Below are 19,033 nucleotides of genomic sequence, written 5' to 3' on the forward strand. Positions count from 1 at the left end.
TTGATGAAATACGGTATTCTGATGTGACAAAACCTGAGTCCTTATAGTTAAAGTGTTTGGTCGCACTTATATTTTAACTACTTTAGACTCAGGTTTTTTATTTAAAGCAAACTATGGGACAGCAGTGCCATTGATGGTGCTTTTTTTGTTTAAATGATTTTAGATGTGTTAATCACGGTTTAAAATCAGCAGGCAGCCAAAACTGATAAAAATCCCGCCGGTAATGCCGTCAATTTTCTTGCTGAATTTCTGATAATAATGATTAATTTTCGGTGCAGAAAACACCAGAGCAACAGCAGAAAACCACATCAGACTTTCAATAAAAACCAGTGCCAGCAATGAGCTTTGCTCGAAAATGCTGACTTCTGTACTAATGGCGATGGAAAAGACACTGCTGAAATAGACCAGTGCTTTGGGATTTGCCATATTGGTCAGAAAACCTTGAACTAATAGCATGCTGTGGGATTTTTGCGGCAGAGTTTCATCCTGGTTTTTTGCGCTAGGTGTCGGATTTTTATTGAAAGCGGATTTCAGTAATTGTATGCCTAAATAAAGTAGGTAGAGACCACCTAAAATCATCAGCACCTGCTGCAGCCAGGCTATTTTCTGAAATAAAAAATGCAGTCCGCTGATGGCACAAATCGACCAGACCAAAATACTCAACGAGACCCCTAGTGCAGCGCATAATGCATGTGTGCGTGATTGGCGGATTGCGCTTTGCGTGACGAAGAAAAAATCAGGGCCGGGACTGATCAGCGCAAAGAAATGAATGAGGGCTATACTGAGAAATGGGGTCATGCGGTTTAACTTCGGCAATAAACTACAGTGGTTATACGGATTTTTGAGTGAAAAAGAAAGCAAACAGCAGTCAGTCAAGTCTATAAAATCTGCCTATGGATATAGACAGATCCGAAATACGACTGAAAATTGGCGATTTGTGTAGAAAGCTGCTGAGTAAATCAGAATGCTTGTAAGTAAATTTCAGGGTCGTCGTGTTAGCCGTTTATAAGCGGTGAAGGTGAACTTACCCTGAATGGCTTGTTATCCTTAGTTGTTGATCAAATTTCGCATCCATTGGCTAAAAATTTGTGCAGCTTTTTCTTCTAAAGTAGATGCATAGCTTTCATTGTCGGCGCGTAAAGCCGGGATGTTGATATTGGCTTTACGTAATTCGCAGGTATGTCCAATCAACCATTTTTCTAAACTGTCTGCGGCAACTTCAATGTGGAATTGTAAAGCCAGAATATTCTTTCCGATTGAAAAAGCCTGATGGGGATATATTGCTGAACTGGCCAACAACTCTGCTTGTTCAGGTAAATCAAAAGTATCGCCATGCCAGTGTAATACCGCAGTATCAGCTAAAGAGGCAAGCGGATTATTTTCGGTACTGGAAAGACTGAGTTTGCTCCAACCGATTTCTTTTTGGTGGCCTGCATAGACTTTAGCACCCAAGGCATGAGCAATCAGTTGAGCACCAAGACAAATACCCAAAGTAGGTAAATTTTCTTCTAAACGCACTTTAAGTAAGTCTATTTCTTGTTGTAAGAATGGATAATCTTCCGATTCATAGACTCCAATCGGGCCACCTAAAATAATAGTGAGGCCTTTATGCTGAAATGCTTTAGTTAAATCATCCACACCCGCTTCAAAATAACGCACCCGAAAACCAAGTTGATAGAACACATCTTCCAATGCGCCCAGGTCTTCAAAGGCAAGATGTTGAATGGCATAAATGGTGTCGGGGAAATTATTGTCAAGTTGCATATTCTGTTTGATCTAAAAAGCTTTTAAATCCATTTTATGCTGAATGACGCATAGATAAGAAGAAACTTGATAGGCTATTTGTAAAATTATTCAAACATTTAAACCACAAGCTAAAAGCTTAGACAGATTCTTGCTGTCTAAGCGCTGTTTAGGCATGAGGGGTTACTGAATCGCATTAAAGCTTAATGTATATTTATAACGATTCAGCTCTTGCTCAGGGGTATTGAAGGGTTCCTGATAATCGACTTTAAGCAAGTATTGATCTTTCTGCGTCAGTATAAAGTTGAATTCCCCGTTGGCATTTGTACGGTAGCTGGCTTGTGTTGCATTACGGGAAAAATCATGGGTTTGTGCAAATAATTTGACTTCTGTATCAGCAATCGGCTTGCCATTGTTGAGCAAACGCAATTGCACCGGTTGATTGATTTTGATGGCATTGGGATGACTGATAAACTCGATTTCAAATCCTTTGCCTGTGATTGCTAAAGCACGATTGGTAATGGCTCGACGTGAAATGACAGTTTCAATGACCTCCTGAGTCTGTACTGTTTTCACCACAGCATTCGGCTTGAGCTGATGTTTAAATATGACATGCTCAGGTGTTGGTTTCGTTTTATTGGGTTGATTGGGTAGAAGGGTTTTCCATTGGCCGTTCACATTTGCAAACTGCGAACTTTGAGCATGGCGTGTTCCCTGAATGCGGTAACTGCCATCTTCTCGATGGTTCAAATTGTAGTTACTTAAGCTTCCCGCATGAATCCAGTCTTTTTCTTGAATTTCTGTTTTTGTTCCATTGGGAGAGATGATATGAAACTGAAAGTTTTTGATTTGAACTTCAGAGGCAAAAGGATTGTCATAAAAGCCCGCAATAATGGCACTTTGATTATTGAAATTTTGATAATTTAACGGGGCGACAAAAGGATAATGAGCATGAGTAGAATGAATACATAGAATTGAAGCACAAATGAATAATGCAGATTTTTTGAATGACATGAAGTGATTTAAACCATAAGCGAATATATCGGGGCTTATTCTAAAAGGGTTAAAGTATTATTGTAAATAAAAATCATTATCATTTGTTTATAGCTAACTATGAATCATAAATAAAAAAGCGAACCGAAGTTCGCATTTTTTATTCCATGGATTACAGATTAGAAGAAGCCAGCCGGTTTGGTTGAATAGCTCACCAGCAGGTTTTTGGTTTGCTGATAATGATCCAGCATCATCTTGTGGTTTTCACGCCCGATCCCTGATTTCTTATAACCGCCAAATGCCGCATGTGCAGGGTAGATGTGGTAGCAATTGGTCCATACACGACCAGCCTGAATGGCACGACCGGCACGGTAAGAGGTATGCGCCGAACGAGACCAGACACCTGCACCTAGACCATAAATGGTGTCGTTGGCAATTTTAATAGCGTCGTCAAAATCTTTAAATGTGGTGACTGAAAGTACCGGCCCGAAAATTTCCTCCTGGAAAATTTTCATGTCATTGGTACCTTTGAAAATGGTCGGTTCAATATAGAAGCCTTGACCCACTTCACAGCGTTCTCCGCCACCCGTCAAGATTTCAGCACCTTCGGCACGACCTGTAGCAATACAGCCCAAGATTTTATCTTGCTGTTCTTGCGATGCTTGAGCACCAATCATGGTGTCTGTGTCTAGCGGGTGACCGGTTTTAATGCGTTTAACCCGCTCAATGGCTTTCTCTAAAAACTTGTCGGCAATGCTTTCCTGAATTAAGGCACGAGAAGGACAGGTACAGATTTCACCCTGGTTCAAGGCAAACATCACAAAACCTTCCAGTGCTTTATCCAGATAGTCATCGTCTTGAGCCATGACATCTTCAAAGAAAATGTTCGGTGATTTACCGCCCAGTTCTAACGTGACCGGGATAATATTTTCAGTGGCATATTGCATGATCTGCTGACCAACCGAAGTCGAACCGGTAAAGGCAATTTTGGCAATCCGTGGATTGGTCGCCAGTGGACGACCCACTTCGACACCATAACCATTGACCACGTTTAAAACACCTTCAGGCAGCAGATCCTGAATCAGTTCAACCAGTACCAAAATGCTGACCGGGGTTTGTTCAGCCGGTTTGAGCACAATACAGTTACCCGCAGCCAAAGCTGGCGCCAGTTTCCATGTCGCCATTAAAATCGGGAAGTTCCAGGGAATAATTTGCCCGACCACACCTAAAGGTTCATGGAAATGGTAGGCGATGGTATCTTCATCAATTTCTGAAATGCCGCCTTCCTGGGCGCGGATACAGCCTGCAAAATAACGGAAATGGTCAATGGCCAAAGGAATATCTGCAGCAAGAGTCTCACGAACCGGTTTACCGTTATCCCAGGTTTCAGCGACAGCCAAAAGTTCCAGATTGGCCTCTAAGCGGTCTGCAATTTTTAACAGCAAATTGGAACGCGTTGTTGGTGATGAAGCGTTCCATTGTGCTTTGGCTTTATGTGCAGCATCGAGAGCAAGTTCAATATCTTCCACGCTAGAACGTGGAACTTTGGTAAAGGCTTTGCCGTCTACCGGAGAAATATTGTCAAAGTATTCGCCTTTGGTAGGTGGAACCCATTGTCCACCAATGAAATTTTCATACTGGGCTTTGAACTGAACTTTTGAACCGGGTTGATTAGGATCGACGTAACGCATATGTATGTTCCTTTGCTTATTCTAGTGTGATCAAACTGCATCTACAGCTTTGGTATAAGGTACTTTTGTACATTATTTAAGTAGCATAACCTGAACAAGGTTGGAGAAAGGTTGGATACAAGAAGGTTTACAATCTTTTTTCACTGTCTTAAAAGAATAGGGATTACAGTGGATGTAAGTCATGAATTGTTGTGAGAATAAGGAATGATGACGAAACAGGATTTAATGAAAAAAAGACAGAAAATTGAACAGTTTAGGCATAGCAGCAGTCTGTCTGCATCGCATGCTGAACAGTTGGGACAAAGCATTGCAAGTTCCTGGCAGCGTTCAACATCTGCGGAAATTCCCAAAGATCGGGTGGCAGCACCGCTGGTTCATTTACAAAAAGAAACTTATCCTTCTGCCTTAGCGCATGCCTTGCAACATTGCGCGCAGGATTTAAAACATATTGCAGAACAATCTTCCATGGTGCTGGCCGTAGGTGATATCGGCAGTACCATCATTTGGACCGCCTCCAGTCCGCAAATGCAAAGTGCAGCAGAAAGTGTCCATTTTATTGAAGGTGGGCAATGGCGTGAAGAATTGGTGGGCACCAATGCCTTGGCACTGTCTTTAAAAACCCAGCAATCCAGCTGTGTGTTTTCCAATGAACATTATATGTCCTCTATTCATGACTGGGTGTGTTATGCCGCGCCGATTATTGATCCTTATTCCAAGCAGGTGCTGGGAGTGATTGACCTGTCGACCACCTGGCAGAAGCACAACAGTCTGGGCTTACTGGCGGCAGAGCGCTGTGCCTCAATTATCCAGTCGGCTTTGCTGGAACACCAGAAGCAGCAATTGTTTATACGGGCTTTTTCTGTGCCGCAGGTCATGTTTAATGGAAAGGTTTTGGTGCTGACCCCACGCCAAATTGAAATCTTGACCATCTTGGCACTGTGTCCGCAGGGCTTAAGCCTGGATAGCCTGCATCAGGCACTGTATGGTGAACGTAAAGTCAGTATGGGCACATTGAAAGCGGAAATGTCACAATTACGCGATGTCCTGGGCGGTATGCTCGGTTCCAGACCTTATCGGTTATTGGCGCATGTAGAAGCAGATTTCTTACTGACAGAGCAGTCTCTAGATGCTGGCTATATCGATTCTGCCTTAAAATTGTGTACAGGTGTTTTTCTGGCCAAAACAGAAAGTCCATTTTTATGTGCATGGCGTGATTGTCTGGAGTCCCGCTTAAGTGATGCCATTTTTAAAGCCAATGAAACCGATGTACTGCTAAAACACGTGGCGAGATTCCCGGAAGCGATTGATGCAGTGGAGCGTTTAATTGAATTGATGCCCAAGACGCATCCTGTGCATCAAACCTTATTAAAATATAAAGATAGTTAAGGTATAAAAATGGCTTTTAAGTGTTTTTTTATAAACCTTTTAATGCTAACCAATCAAACAGTTGTTGATACACGTTTTCGCGTACAGGTTGTTCTGATAATACCAAATCATGCAAGCCATTTTTGATTTTACTGATGGTGATATCACCCTTCATTTTTCTGGCATATTTATCAATATGCTTAACATCTAAAATCACATCCGTGGTTTGTGCATACCTATGCCATTTTTTCGGATTCTTGGTCTGGTCTGAATGCATGACCAAGGCCGGAACATTTAAGCTCACGCCTTGATGAATTTCTTTCTGAGCTTCATAAATGGCCCGCACAAAACTCAAACGGACCAAAGGGTAGGTTGGCTGTTTCCATTCCAGATTAAAGTCCCATTCGCCATGCATGGTTTTATGCAAACTAGGGACATACCATTTATTCAGTTCACTTGGAAATTTTAAATCCGGGCAGATTTTACCGACACGACTTAAATTGGGAATGCCCAGTTTTTTCTTGATTGGATTCATGTTGAAGTCGTAAAAAGGGCTATTGACCCAGAGTGCTTTAATCAAGGGATGATCAGGATGATGTGCAGTATATAAGGTTGTGGTGAGACCACCAGTCGAATGTCCGCTTAGCAAGACCGCATCATGACCTTCTGCACCAATAATTGCCAGGGCCTGGTCAATTTCTGCATCGTATTCTGCAATTTCACGTACGTTATAATATTTTTGGTGCGGCAAATAAGAGCGTCCATATTTACGCAAGTCCAGGGCGTAAAAGTCAAAACCATGTTGATTAAACTGTTCTGCCATTTCAGTTTGAAAAAAATAATCGATAAAACCATGTATATACAGAACCGCTTTGGACGTCGGCTGGGCGGCTTTTTTTCTAATCAGGGTGGCCGTGACTTCGCCTTCATAATCATCTGGGAAATTTAAAGTGGCCTGTTCATAGCCTGAACCCAATACATCGAGTTGATAAACCGGTTCGGTGGTGCTATTTGTCATTTTTATACTCTAAGCAGGAATTATTTTCTTTTATCCTTCATGATGCTTAAAGATTTGTCAAATTGAATTGTAAAAAAGAAGCAACCATATTCCTGATCCGGTGTTATACAGGGTTCAGGGATCAGCTGAGGAAATAACCGGTTCAAGACTATTTCCTCAACCGCACTAGAATAGAGCGGGAACATCGGTTGCCAAAAATGTAAGTCACCAGATAGGAGAGAAGACTTACACAGAGTTATTACACTGCAGCTTTAAAATCGACAACCGATGCATTCGGTTTCAAAGCTGCCTTAAAGATATTGACCACTTGAGTATGCGTCGCTTTACGTGGATTGGTCAGCATGCAGGCATCTTTTTGCGCATTTTCTGACATGATGCCAAGATCAGCTTCTTTAACCCCCAACTCAGCCAAGCCGGAAGGAATACCAATAGAAGCAGACAGTTGACGAATGGCATTGATGGCTTCAAATGCAGCTTCAGTGACCGTGAGGCCTTCTGTATTGACTCCCATCAGCTGGGCAATTTTGGCATAGCGGTCAGGGCAGGCAATCAGGTTAAATTCACAGACATGCGGTAACAAGACAGCATTACATACGCCGTGCGGCAGGTTATAAAAACCACCCAGTTGATGTGCCATCGCATGGACATAACCTAATGAAGCATTGTTAAAAGCCATACCTGCAAGATATTGTGCATAACTCATCGCATCACGGGCTTCTAGGTTTTCACCATTGGCTACGGCTGGACTGAGCCATTCGCTAATCATGCTGATGGCTTTTTCTGCACAGGCATCAGTAATTGGATTGGCAGCAGTTGAGACATAGGCTTCAACCGCATGCGTCAGCGCATCCATACCCGTAGCAGCAGTCAGGCTGGCTGGTTTGGCGAGCATCAGTTTGGGATCGTCAATGGCAATCAGCGGTGTGCAACGCCAGTCAACAATCGCCATTTTTACATGGGTTTCGGTATTGGTGATAATACAGAAACGAGTCATTTCAGAGGCTGTACCTGCGGTGGTATTGATGGCAATCAGCGGCGTCATAGGGACAGTACTTTTATCAATCCCTTCATAATCGCGAATATGACCGCCACCAGCCGTCACCAGACCAATACCTTTGGCACAGTCATGTGATGAACCGCCACCCAAAGAGACAATGAAGTCACAGCCATGATCATTATAGGCTTGTACGCCATTATGGACGTTAATATCAGTCGGGTTAGGTTCTGCGCCCGGGAAAATATGGCTGTCTACACCTGCTTCGGTCAGGTACGCTGCAATGGTATCTGCAACGCCAAATTTGAACAGACCTGCATCCGTCACAATCAAAGCCTTTTTCGCACCTAAATTGTGGGCTTTGGCACCAATTTCTTTGGCACAGCCTGGTCCGAAAAGTGAAACACAAGGAATATAAAAACCGTTCGTTTGATCTGCAATATTTTTAAAAGCCATGGTGCGATTCCTTCTACCATTGATTATATTATCGGTGACCCTCACCGTAAGTTGAGTATCAAATGAACAATAGAAAAATCCTACCTACCAAATACCTACCATTTTAAGTGATTGAATTTATTTTTATTTTGTGTGTTTTTGAATAATAAATTATGTCCTGTTTACACATTTATAAAGTACATTAGACATGTGCTCGAGCATATTTATTATAAAAAACCGGATTGAGTATTTAATTTTAGTTGGAATAGGTTTTTATAAAGTTTATTATAAGCCGAAGATAGATTAAAAAAATTACCATTTTACTATTGATAAAGTTTTATAGATTTGATCTTAAAATTATTTAATGCAAGTTCTAAAAAAGGACTTGATCATATTCAATAAAGTAAATTATATTGCCATATAGCTGATTTTTATATTAAATTCCTAAGGATGGGGTGGTTTAATGAAAGTCGATCATAATAAAGATGCAAACTTGTTGCATGCGATCTATAAAATATTACTGAAAGAATGGGACCCCTTAGGTATTCGTTATAACCCATCCATGGCTGATGAATACGAAGAATATTTACCTAAAATTTTTAGCATGATTTGTAGTCATTCGAGCGAGTCAGAAATCTTTGAATACCTTTGGCGTATAGAAAATAAAGTTATGGAACAAAAGGGAAATCGGCAACATACCTCAAGGATTGCCAGCATGCTTAAAGAACTGCAAAATCAGAATTAATCTGGTAATGAGTTTCACAAATCCATTTTATCCATGGATATCTGAAGCATTTTAAATCAGACCAATACGACAAAAAACCGGTGCTTATGCACCGGTTTTTTTACTTTAGAATTTTTTCTCAACGCTGATTAACACACTTGGAATCGCCTGATTCACCCGTGCTTCGTACAGACTGCCATCCGATTGATTGTTTAAGCGCTCTTTGTAGTCAGTACTGAAAATGTTACGCGCATTTAGACTGGCAGCCCAGCCATCATTAAAGCGTTTGGTTACACTGATATCCATATTCACGCGTTCGTTACTGGTGCGGTTATAAGGCTGGTTATCCAAAGCACGTGTAAATTCTGGTACATAGTTCAGATTGACACTGGTTGCAATACGCCACGGCTGATAATTATAAGACAAACCGGCACTGGCTGTATAAGGTGCGACATCGCTAACTAAACGTTCTTGATGATTGATATCTTCAACTTTGGCGCGCACGGTAGACAGTTGTCCATTCAACATAAATGAATGACCATTTTCCGTTTGTTTGAGGGCATAGCGTCCTGCAATTTCAACCCCATAAGTGCTGGCATTGTCCTGGTTGACAGGTCGTTCTACAAATCGCGTGCCTTCCTGACGGATGACTTTTTCAATGTAGTCGTCAATTTCACGCTGGAACGCCGTAATATTGATCCCGCCTGATGGGGTGTTATAACCCAAGGTGGACTCATATGCCGTAATTTTTTCAGGACGTAAATCCGGATTACCTGCACGATCCGGGTTGTTCAGGCTGCCGGCATCACTATCTGTAGAAATGGAAACCGTCGGTAATAAACGGTCTGCCTTTGGACTTTTGAAAGCCTGGCTGATATTGGTTTGTAAAGACCAGTGATCATCAAAGTCAAAACGGTGTGCTAAGACCGGGCTTAAATGATGGTCGCTATATTCCACCAGACCAGAGCGGTTAATCCATTCCTGACGTGCACCTAAGGTGATGGTTTGACGGTCAGTAAATTTCCAGCTGCCTTCAGCATACAAGGCATATTGCTGCTCATCCAAAGTCTGGCTGACATTGCTTTCCAGTTCGTTGCTATGGATATCTGTACCGAACTTGATTTGTTTATTTTCATCCAGTTTGCGTACACCATCGTATGCAATGCCATATTCATTGACTGTTTCATCCGTATAGCTATTCAGCAGGGTAGAACGGGTTGATTCAGTTTCATTCTGCTGTTCAACAGAGAGACGAATCTTGTCCGAATTACCTTTGTCTTTACGTTCATAACGGGTATTTAAACGGATACTGTCATTTTTATCATTTTGCAGCTGATCGTCACGTGAGCCTTCGCTTTCATTATTGCGATAGAACAATTCTGCAACCAGTTTTTGCTGATCATCTAACTCATATTCCACCCGCGGTGCCAGCATTTGTGACTTGCGATCAGTCACGCGTTTTTGTTCACGGGACTGGCCATTGCTTTGCGTCTGGGTAATTGAGGTGGTGTCATTCCACATCTGGTTGGCCGACAGGCTATATAACCAGGCATTATCGCGTCCATCGGCTTGTAGGCTAATATTTTTACGTTGTTCTTCCTGCTGGTCAGATTTAGCCAGACCATAGCCCAAACGGACATTGCCGCTGATACGGGCATTATCCAGCGGCTGTTTTAAAATAATATTGATCACTGCTGAAGAAGCAACTGAGGCTTGGGCCACACTCGGCTGTTTGGTAATTTCGATGCGTTCAATCATGTCTGGTGTCAGGCTGTCGACAATAGACATGCCGCCACGTGGACCTCCTTGCACCGCTTCGCCATTGATCAAGAAGACCGGTGCGCCGCCGCCACGGAAGCGCATACCAGAAGCACCACCGCCACCGCGTGGACCCTGTCCCGGAGTCGGCATCTGAAAACCGGCGGCACGACGTAAAGCATCATTGACCGACTGATCGCCAAATTGCAGCATTTCTTCACGGGTGACAATGGTTTTGGCCACGGCACTGATGTCCGGATCTTTTGCCGTCGCTGGTGTTGCTTCGAGTTTTAAAGTGGCGAGTGTCTGCACCGGAGCAGCCTGCTCTGTAGTGCCGTTTGTTGTAGTTGTATCGGCAGCCCAAGTGGAGGACATAAAAGTGAGCAAGGCACAACTTAATGTGCTCAGTTGCCAACGCGGTGCGATGCGCTTCATTATTGGATGTTCCAAATGTAATTTTGCGTAAGATAGCGTAAAAATGTGGAGAAATTTTGTGGAAAATAGGGTAACTGAAAATAAAAGATAAAAATTGGATTGAAGTAATAAATATACTCAAAAAGAATGATTTAGCTCCAGATTCCTGAACTGATTGGAAGTACTGGAGCAATGCTACGATTTAAAGGATTTGATACACATCATTCTTCGCAAATGATCACAACGACAGAATACAGTTTTGGCTGATGCTGTCGATCTGATCAGCATCGATTTCGATCTGATCCCATTTCTGCATTTGCTGAATCAGCCACCGAAAATCTTCAATTTGAGGTTGCGATGAATCATCGGCAAAGTGACGGATTATATTTTGAATTGAATGGAACTTTTGCACATGAATGCTGTCGGAGCATTGAAATTGAACAATATTGAAGTCAACCAGCATCTTCCAGACTTCCGTATAGTCCTCCAGCATCTGCAATTCGCGCTGTGCTTTTTGAATCGCCTGAATGAGGGCAAGGTGTGTATTGGGATGTTGAGCTGCCCAGTCAGACGTTACGGCCAGTACCTTATCTGCAACCTTGGGAATAATATCCTGACTGCTGGCTACAATCTGGCTGATGCCCAACAGTTCAGCTTGGGTGTTCCAGGGTTCGCCGACACAAAAACCATCAATCACATGATTGCCCAAAGCTTCGACCATATAAGGGGGCGGAAGAATGGTGAGTTTGGTTGTTTGCGCGACCTCAACATTGGCGAGGGCCAACCATTCTCTTAAACAATAATGATGGATCGACTGTTTAAATACATGCGCCAGATGAATTGATTGTTGTGTTTGTATGGCAGAGACCACTTTCTCTGCCGATTGCTGGGCATTATCTTGCGCTGAAATTTGCAGCTCAAAACATAATTTCTGACTTAGACTGATGAAGGCACGGTTATGACTGAGCACCAGTGCAGTCTGGAAGGGAATACCCAGCTGGTCTTCACCCAGCGCTGCGGCAGGAAGCATGGCAGACAGGCAATGTGCTGCATCTAAAAAGCCAAAGGCCAGCCGGTCTCTTAGACTGGCCCATGAGGCTTCCTTGACTAAGGTGATATCCAGGCCCAGTTCATCAAAGAAGCCACGCTGTTTGGCCCAAAGGATGGCCACACAATCAAGCAAAGGAATGTAGCCAATCTGGATTTTGGTTTTTTCTAATGCTGTCATGGCCTAATCCTTGAATTGGTTTTGTAACAGTTGTTGGGCATCCAATAAACGCCGTGCCATTTCTCCAATGGTCATACGGTGGCTCATGGCATTTTTTCTGAGCAATTGAAAGGCCTGTTCTTCAGTCAGGGAATGTAATTGCATCATCAGTACTTTGGCTTTCTCTACGATTTTACGGTCGGCCAGTTTATTTTTGGTATCTTCCAGATCATCCAGTAGTTTTTTATGTTTATTAAACTGCGCAATCGAAATTTCTAAAATGCTTTGCAGTTTGGCCGGATCAATACCGTCGACAATATATGCCGTGACCCCTGCATCAATGGCACTTTTAATGGTGTCTTTATGACTGTTTTTCGTGAACAGCACGGTGGGTAAATCAAACTGGCTGACACAGCTTTCAATAATGTCGCGGTGGGGGTGATCCATATCCAACAAGATGACATCGGCATGTAACTGTTCCAGACGGAACATACTTAAATGATCAATAGTAAGACAGGCGACCACATCGAATTGATGTTCAATCAGGGACGCTTTTATATAGTTAGCACGTTCTTGATCGTCATCAATCAGTGCAATTTTGAGGTTTGGCATATTAGCTAAATATCATCAGGCAAAGGCTGAAAAGTTGCACCTAGATATTAAGCAATTTGAATGCCAAAGTTAACAAGAAATTGTGCAGTTTAATTAAAATCCAATATAAAAGTTGAATCGGCCATAGTTGTGCACTGTCTTAATGCAAAAATGCGCTACAAGGATGCACATCTGAATTGCATCCAAACGGTCAAGAAGGGAAGAAGTAGCAGGACTAGATTCAAGTTTTGCAGTAAGCAGAGAAAGTGAATAAACAAAAATTAATTAAAAATAGATATTTAAAGATATTATTTAAATATTGGCATAGTCATTGCATAACTTATTTTGAGTCAAAGACGACTCTAAGAAATTTGTAAGACGGCCAACGATGTCCGTTCTGATCGAATCTGGTATGCAGCAATCCGCATAGCAGATAACCCAATACGTTCAGTTCAGGAAGGAGAAGGTTATGTCTTCAAATTTATATGAAAAGAAAGCTACAAAAATAAGTCTTTTTAGTTTTAATAGCGCGGCGATGAGAGCCTTTCACATGAGTTGGCTCGCCTTTTTTGTCTGCTTCTTCGCATGGTTTGCCTGTGCACCACTCATGCCTGTAATTGCAGGTGAATTTCACTTAACTAAAGATCAAATTGCCAATATTAATATTGCTGCCGTTGCCATCACCATTTTGGTTCGCCTAATTGTCGGTCCTTTATGTGACAAATATGGCCCACGCAAAACCTATACCGCTTTACTGATTATCGGCAGTATTCCAGTTTTTGGTGTGGCTTCTGCCAACAGCTATGAATCGTTCCTGTTTTTCCGCTTGTTGATTGGTGCCATTGGTGCCAGCTTCGTGATCACGCAATATCACACCAGCATTATGTTTGCACCGAATGTGGTGGGTACTGCCAATGCTGCATCAGCAGGATGGGGGAATGCGGGTGGCGGTGCAACTCAAGCCCTGATGCCGTTAATGCTTTCTGCCTTGGTGATGTTTGGTGTTGAACAGGCAATGGGCTGGAGAATTGCACTGATTGTCCCAGGTGTGATGATGCTCATAGTCGGTGCGCTGTACTGGAAATTTACCCAAGACTGTCCACAAGGCAACTTCAAAGAACTTCGCGCAGCGGGTATTCAAGTCGGTAGTGAGAAAAAAGGTGGCATGGCGATTCTGATGCATGCTGCGAAAAACTACCGCGTATGGATTCTGTTTGGTGCTTATGCAGCTTGCTTTGGTATCGAAATCTTTATTCACAATATTGTGGCTATGTACTACGTCGATCATTTCAGCTTCGGACTAAAAGAAGCTGGCATGGCAGCAGGGATTTTCGGTTTGTTGGCACTGTTTGCCCGTGCGCTAGGCGGCATTATCTCGGACAAAGTGGCAACGGTGAAAGGGCTGGATGGCCGTACCAAAGTGCTGTTTACCATGATTGTGATGGAAGGTTTGTTCCTGATCGTGTTCTCGCAAATGAATACCGCAATTCTCGCGATCCTAACCATGACTATCTTCGCTTTGTTTACTCACATGGCATGTGGTGCAACGTATGCACTGGTTCCTTTTATTGACCGCGATGCTTTAGGTGGTGTAGCTGGAATCATTGGTGCAGGTGGTAACGTGGGTGCTGTAGCAGCAGGTTTCTTGCTGAAAGGCATGCTGGATATTCAAACCACATTAATGGTTTTAGGTGGATTGGTGGTGATCGCAGCGAGCTGTGTACTCATGATTCGCTTCTCTGTAGAGCATAAAGAAAAAGAGCAAAAACTGTTTGAACAGGCAGTACTTGAACGTAACAACATGGCGCAAGGCTAAGTAAAGGGATTAAGGAGAATTGATATGAAATTAGTCATGATTGGTCACGGGATGGTAGGGCACAAGTTCATTGAATCGGTTCTTGAACTTGCAGGTGACGAAGTTGAAATTACCATTCTGGCAGAAGAACCTCGTTTAGCTTATGACCGCGTTCATTTAACAGAATATTTCACAGGCAAGTCAGCCAAAGACTTAACTTTATGTCGTGCAGATTTTGCCGATGCGTATGGTATAGATTTACGCCTCAGCACCAAAGCGGCTGAAATAGACACATTGAACAAAACCGTTACGACTAATCATGGCGAAGTCATTGCGTATGACAAACTGGTATTGGCGACAGGCTCATATGCTTTCGTACCGCCAATTCCAGGCAATGACCGTGAAAACTGTTTTGTTTACCGGACCATTGAGGATCTGGATGCCATCCGTGCTGCCAGCCTGAATGCCAAATCTGGTGTGGTGATTGGTGGGGGCTTACTGGGTCTGGAAGCAGCTAAGGCACTTCGTGATCTAGACCTTGAAACCCATGTGGTGGAATTTGCTCCACGCTTGATGGCGGTTCAGATTGATGACCTGGGCGGTAAGGTTTTACGTGCAAAAATTGAAAACTTAGGGGTAAAAGTTCACACCCAAAAAGCCACGCAATGCATTGAAGCAGGTGAAAATACCACGCATGTGATGAAGTTTGGCGATGGTTCTGAACTTGAAACCGATATCGTTTTATTCTCTGCGGGGATTCGCCCACGTGATGAATTGGCGCGTCAAAGTGGCCTAGCCATTGGTGAGCGTGGCGGTATCGTGATTAACGATTATTGCCAAACCTCAGATGCAGACATTTATGCGATTGGTGAATGTGCACTGTGGCAAAATAAAATCTACGGTCTGGTGGCTCCAGGCTATGACATGGCGCGTATTGCAGCCAAGCATGTGATGGCGCAAAACTGCAACACCTTTGCCGGCGCGGATATGAGCACCAAACTGAAACTAATGGGTGTGGATGTAGCATCGGTGGGTGATGCGCATGCCATGATGCCAAATGCACTCAGCTATTTTTATACCGATGAAGATGCCATGATCTATAAAAAGATTGTGGTGAATGCAGAGAAAACTAAACTGCTGGGTGCGGTTCTGGTGGGCTGTGCCAAAGAATACAATGACCTGTTGCAAATGATGCTGAATGGCTTGGCTGTACCGGAAAATCCGGAAAGCCTGATCATGCCGGGTTATACACAGTCTTCTGCCAAAGCGGGTGGAAGTGGTGTGGATTTGCTGCCAGACAGTGCAACGATCTGTTCATGTAATAACGTTTCCAAAGCAGATATTTGTAGTGCCATCGCTGATGGTTCAACCTCACTGGGTGCATTAAAAAAATGTACCAAAGCGGCAACGGCTTGTGGCGGATGTGCACCTTTAGTCACTCAAGTATTGAAATCTGAATTGCAACGTCAAGGTGTGACGGTTAACAACCACCTTTGCGAACACTTTGCCTACTCACGCCAAGAGCTGTATCACCTAGTACGTGTCAATGAAATCAAAACCTTTGATGATCTGATTACCCAACATGGTCATGGTTTAGGTTGTGATATCTGTAAGCCAACCGCTGCGAATATCTTGGCTTCATGCTGGAATGACTTTGTACTGAAACCAAGCCATGCCGGTTTGCAAGACAGTAATGACTATTATCTGGGTAACATCCAAAAAGATGGTTCCTATTCAGTTGTACCGCGTATGGCAGGGGGTGAAGTGACGCCAGATGGCTTGATTGCGATTGGTCAAATTGCCAAAGATTACGGCTTATATACCAAACTCACCGGTGGTCAACGTGTGGATATGTTTGGTGCACAAGTGCATCAACTGCCTGAAATCTGGGAAAAACTCATCAATGCTGGTTTTGAGTCCGGTCATGCTTACGGTAAATCTTTACGTACTGTGAAATCTTGTGTGGGCAGTACCTGGTGCCGTTATGGGGTGGATGATTCAGTCGGTTTGGCCATCTTCCTGGAAAATCGTTACAAAGGCCTGCGTTCACCGCATAAACTGAAAATGGCGGTTTCCGGTTGTACCCGTGAATGTGCTGAAGCGCAAAGTAAAGATGTTGGGGTAATTGCCACTGAAAAAGGCTGGAACCTGTATGTGTGCGGAAATGGCGGCATGAAACCACGCCATGCGGAATTGCTGGCATCTGACTTGGATACCCAAACTTTAATCAAATATATCGACCGTTTCTTCATGTTCTATATTCAAACGGCAGATCGTTTACAACGTACTTCGGTATGGCGTGACAACCTGGAAGGCGGTCTGGATTATTTAAAAGATGTGGTAGTAAATGACTCACTGGGTCTGGCTACAGAACTGGAACGCCGTATGAACCATGTGGTCGGCACCTATCAAGATGAATGGCGTACTGCGGTGGAAGATCCGGAAGTACGTAAACGCTTCGTAACCTTTATCAATGCCAAAGTTGAACAACAAAATGATCCACACATTCAATTCGCCGAGGTTCGCGGTCAAATCCGTCCCAAAACCGAGGCTGAACGTGATGTGACACGTATCCCTGTTGTTGAGGCTTGAAAGAATAAAGGAGAAAGAATATGACAATTTTAAAAGAAATGAATGATTTAGATTGGATTGAAATTTGCAGCCTCGATGACATCACACCCAATACCGGTGTGGGGGCTTTAATTGAAAATCAGCAAATTGCCATTTTCCGTGTCGGCAATGAAAAACGCATCTATGCCTTGAGCAATCAAGATCCGTTCAGTCAGGCTTTTGTGATGTCACGCGGCATCATTGGTGATTTGCAGGGCGAGCGTGTCGTGGCATCTCCGATCTACAAGCAGCATTTCAGTCTGGCCACCGGACGCTGTCTGGAAGATAAAGATCAAAAGTTACTGGTTTTCCCAAGCAAGATTGAAAATGGCAAAGTCTGGGTCAGTCCTACACCGCAAAAAACTTATATCACTAACAATGGCACTTCTCAGGAAAAGATGAAGCTGGTCTTGGTGGGTAATGGTCTGGCGGGTATGCGCTGTCTGGAAGACTTACTGGATATGGCGCCAGATCGCTATGAAGTCACAGTGATTGGTGAAGAGCCATGGGGCAACTATAACCGCATCATGCTGTCACCAGTGTTGTCGGGCGATAAAACCATTGACGATATCATGCTGCATCCACATGCCTGGTATAGCGACAAAAACATCCGTTTTATTGCCGGTGATGCTGCGGTGAAAATCGACCGTCCACGCAAGCAGGTCTATACCGAAAAAGGTCTAGTGGTGGACTATGACCGTTTGATTCTGGCGACAGGTTCCAAACCTTTTGTCCCACCAATTCCAGGTTCGGACTTAAAAGGTGTGATCAGTTTCCGTGATATCTATGATGTCAATACTATGCTGGAGTACTGCAAATCTAAAAAGAATGCAGTGGTGATTGGTGGTGGTCTGTTGGGGCTAGAAGCGGCTTATGGCCTAAAACAACGCGGCATGAATGTGACGGTTTTGCATTTGATGGACCGGATTATGGAACGTCAATTGGATAGTCGTGCAAGCAGCCTGTTAAAACAAAGTATTGAAGCGAAGGGCATTAACATCATTACTCAAGCCAATACTGAACAACTGATTGGCGAAGAGGGTCATGTCACCCAAATCAAGCTGAAAGATGGCGCGGTGTTAGATGCCGATCTAGTGGTTTTTGCAGTGGGCATCCGTCCGAATATGGCCTTGGCGCAAAGTGCAGGCTTACGCTGTAACCGCGGGGTGTTAGTTAATGACACCATGCAAACCTTTGACCCAAGTATTTATGCGGTGGGGGAATGTATTGAGCACCGCAGCCAAACCTTTGGTCTGGTTGAGCCACTTTGGGGACAAGCCTTTATTTGTGCATCGCATTTGGCGGAGCATGGTAGTCTGGTTTTTAAAGCACCGACGGTTCCAACACAATTAAAGGTGAGTGGCTGTGACGTATTTTCAGCGGGTAATTTTGAACCACAGGATGATTATGAAGACATTATCTTGAATGATGAAAAACGTCAGATCTATAAACGTATTATTATTCAAAAAGATAAAGTCATTGGTGCAGTGTTGTTTGGTGATACTGAAGATGGCGCCTGGTATGCAGAACTGATTTCTGACCAAACGCCAATCAGTAATATTCGTAATAAATTGCTCTTTGGTAAAGATTTTGCATTAAAGAAAGCAGGTTAGTTCATTTAGTAGAACCAGCTTTATTTAAGATGTATTACAGTGGCAAATAAAGCGTATGAATAGGTAGAAATCTCCCCTAACC

14 protein-coding genes are annotated in these 19,033 nt (G+C 43.4%); 5 read left to right on the plus strand and 9 right to left on the minus strand.

The window, feature by feature from the left end; all coding sequences use genetic code 11:
• Positions 1–168 precede the first annotated feature (168 nt).
• The 4 genes from FB6_RS05100 to exaC all read right to left on the minus strand — a co-directional run bounded on the left by FB6_RS05100 (position 169) and on the right by exaC (position 4,427).
• Positions 169–798 (minus strand): LysE family transporter, encoded by a 630-nt coding sequence (locus tag FB6_RS05100; RefSeq protein WP_174558964.1) that lies wholly within the window; start codon positions 796–798, stop codon positions 169–171.
• Positions 799–1,047: 249 nt separating this feature from the next.
• On the minus strand, positions 1,048–1,764 hold the full coding sequence (locus FB6_RS05105; protein ID WP_174558965.1) for a glutamine amidotransferase: 717 nt from the start codon (positions 1,762–1,764) through the stop codon (positions 1,048–1,050).
• 162 nt (positions 1,765–1,926) lie between these two features.
• Complete coding sequence (locus tag FB6_RS05110) at positions 1,927–2,757, minus strand: DUF4198 domain-containing protein (RefSeq protein WP_174558966.1); 831 nt, start codon at positions 2,755–2,757, stop codon at positions 1,927–1,929.
• 158 nt (positions 2,758–2,915) lie between these two features.
• Positions 2,916–4,427: an acetaldehyde dehydrogenase ExaC gene (gene exaC / locus FB6_RS05115; RefSeq protein ID WP_174558967.1), complete on the minus strand. Its 1,512-nt coding sequence runs from the start codon at positions 4,425–4,427 to the stop codon at positions 2,916–2,918.
• Between the two features lie 204 nt (positions 4,428–4,631).
• On the opposite strand from exaC, the gene FB6_RS05120 reads away from it, so the two are divergent.
• A complete protein-coding gene (locus tag FB6_RS05120) occupies positions 4,632–5,813 on the plus strand; it encodes a transcriptional regulator (RefSeq protein ID WP_174558968.1) in 1,182 nt (393 codons plus the stop codon).
• Positions 5,814–5,841: 28 nt separating this feature from the next.
• Here the strand turns inward: FB6_RS05120 and FB6_RS05125 are convergent, their stop codons facing one another.
• Together FB6_RS05125 and mdh are read right to left on the minus strand one after the other, a co-directional pair.
• Positions 5,842–6,810, minus strand: coding sequence for an alpha/beta hydrolase (locus tag FB6_RS05125; protein ID WP_174558969.1), 969 nt, complete (start codon positions 6,808–6,810; stop codon positions 5,842–5,844).
• A gap of 238 nt (positions 6,811–7,048) precedes the next feature.
• Positions 7,049–8,260 (minus strand): iron-dependent methanol dehydrogenase, encoded by a 1,212-nt coding sequence (mdh, locus tag FB6_RS05130; protein ID WP_174558970.1) that lies wholly within the window; start codon positions 8,258–8,260, stop codon positions 7,049–7,051.
• Between the two features lie 442 nt (positions 8,261–8,702).
• Here mdh and FB6_RS05135 point away from each other — a divergent pair, with 442 nt between their 5' ends.
• Positions 8,703–8,984, plus strand: coding sequence for a hypothetical protein (locus FB6_RS05135; RefSeq protein ID WP_174558971.1), 282 nt, complete (start codon positions 8,703–8,705; stop codon positions 8,982–8,984).
• 105 nt (positions 8,985–9,089) lie between these two features.
• On the opposite strand, the gene FB6_RS05140 is transcribed toward FB6_RS05135, so the two are convergent.
• The 3 genes from FB6_RS05140 to FB6_RS05150 all read right to left on the minus strand — a co-directional run bounded on the left by FB6_RS05140 (position 9,090) and on the right by FB6_RS05150 (position 12,954).
• On the minus strand, positions 9,090–11,156 hold the full coding sequence (locus FB6_RS05140) for a TonB-dependent receptor plug domain-containing protein (RefSeq protein ID WP_174558972.1): 2,067 nt from the start codon (positions 11,154–11,156) through the stop codon (positions 9,090–9,092).
• A gap of 217 nt (positions 11,157–11,373) precedes the next feature.
• Positions 11,374–12,363, minus strand: coding sequence for an ABC transporter substrate-binding protein (locus FB6_RS05145; protein ID WP_174558973.1), 990 nt, complete (start codon positions 12,361–12,363; stop codon positions 11,374–11,376).
• 3 nt (positions 12,364–12,366) lie between these two features.
• Entirely contained in the window at positions 12,367–12,954 is a 588-nt protein-coding gene (locus FB6_RS05150; protein ID WP_174558974.1) for an ANTAR domain-containing response regulator, read from the minus strand.
• A gap of 448 nt (positions 12,955–13,402) precedes the next feature.
• On the opposite strand from FB6_RS05150, the gene FB6_RS05155 reads away from it, so the two are divergent.
• Genes FB6_RS05155 through nirD form a run of 3 tightly spaced genes read left to right on the plus strand, consistent with a single transcriptional unit; the run spans position 13,403 to position 18,951 of the window.
• Positions 13,403–14,749 (plus strand): MFS transporter, encoded by a 1,347-nt coding sequence (locus FB6_RS05155; RefSeq protein WP_174558975.1) that lies wholly within the window; start codon positions 13,403–13,405, stop codon positions 14,747–14,749.
• Between the two features lie 24 nt (positions 14,750–14,773).
• The gene (gene nirB, locus FB6_RS05160; RefSeq protein WP_217427325.1) at positions 14,774–17,320 is read left to right on the plus strand and encodes a nitrite reductase large subunit NirB; all 2,547 of its coding nucleotides are present in this window, start codon (positions 14,774–14,776) and stop codon (positions 17,318–17,320) included.
• 20 nt (positions 17,321–17,340) lie between these two features.
• Positions 17,341–18,951, plus strand: coding sequence for a nitrite reductase small subunit NirD (nirD, locus tag FB6_RS05165; protein ID WP_174558976.1), 1,611 nt, complete (start codon positions 17,341–17,343; stop codon positions 18,949–18,951).
• The last annotated feature ends 82 nt before the right edge of the window (positions 18,952–19,033 follow it).

Source organism: Acinetobacter bouvetii, assembly GCF_902753875.1.
Lineage (GTDB): Bacteria > Pseudomonadota > Gammaproteobacteria > Pseudomonadales > Moraxellaceae > Acinetobacter > Acinetobacter bouvetii_A.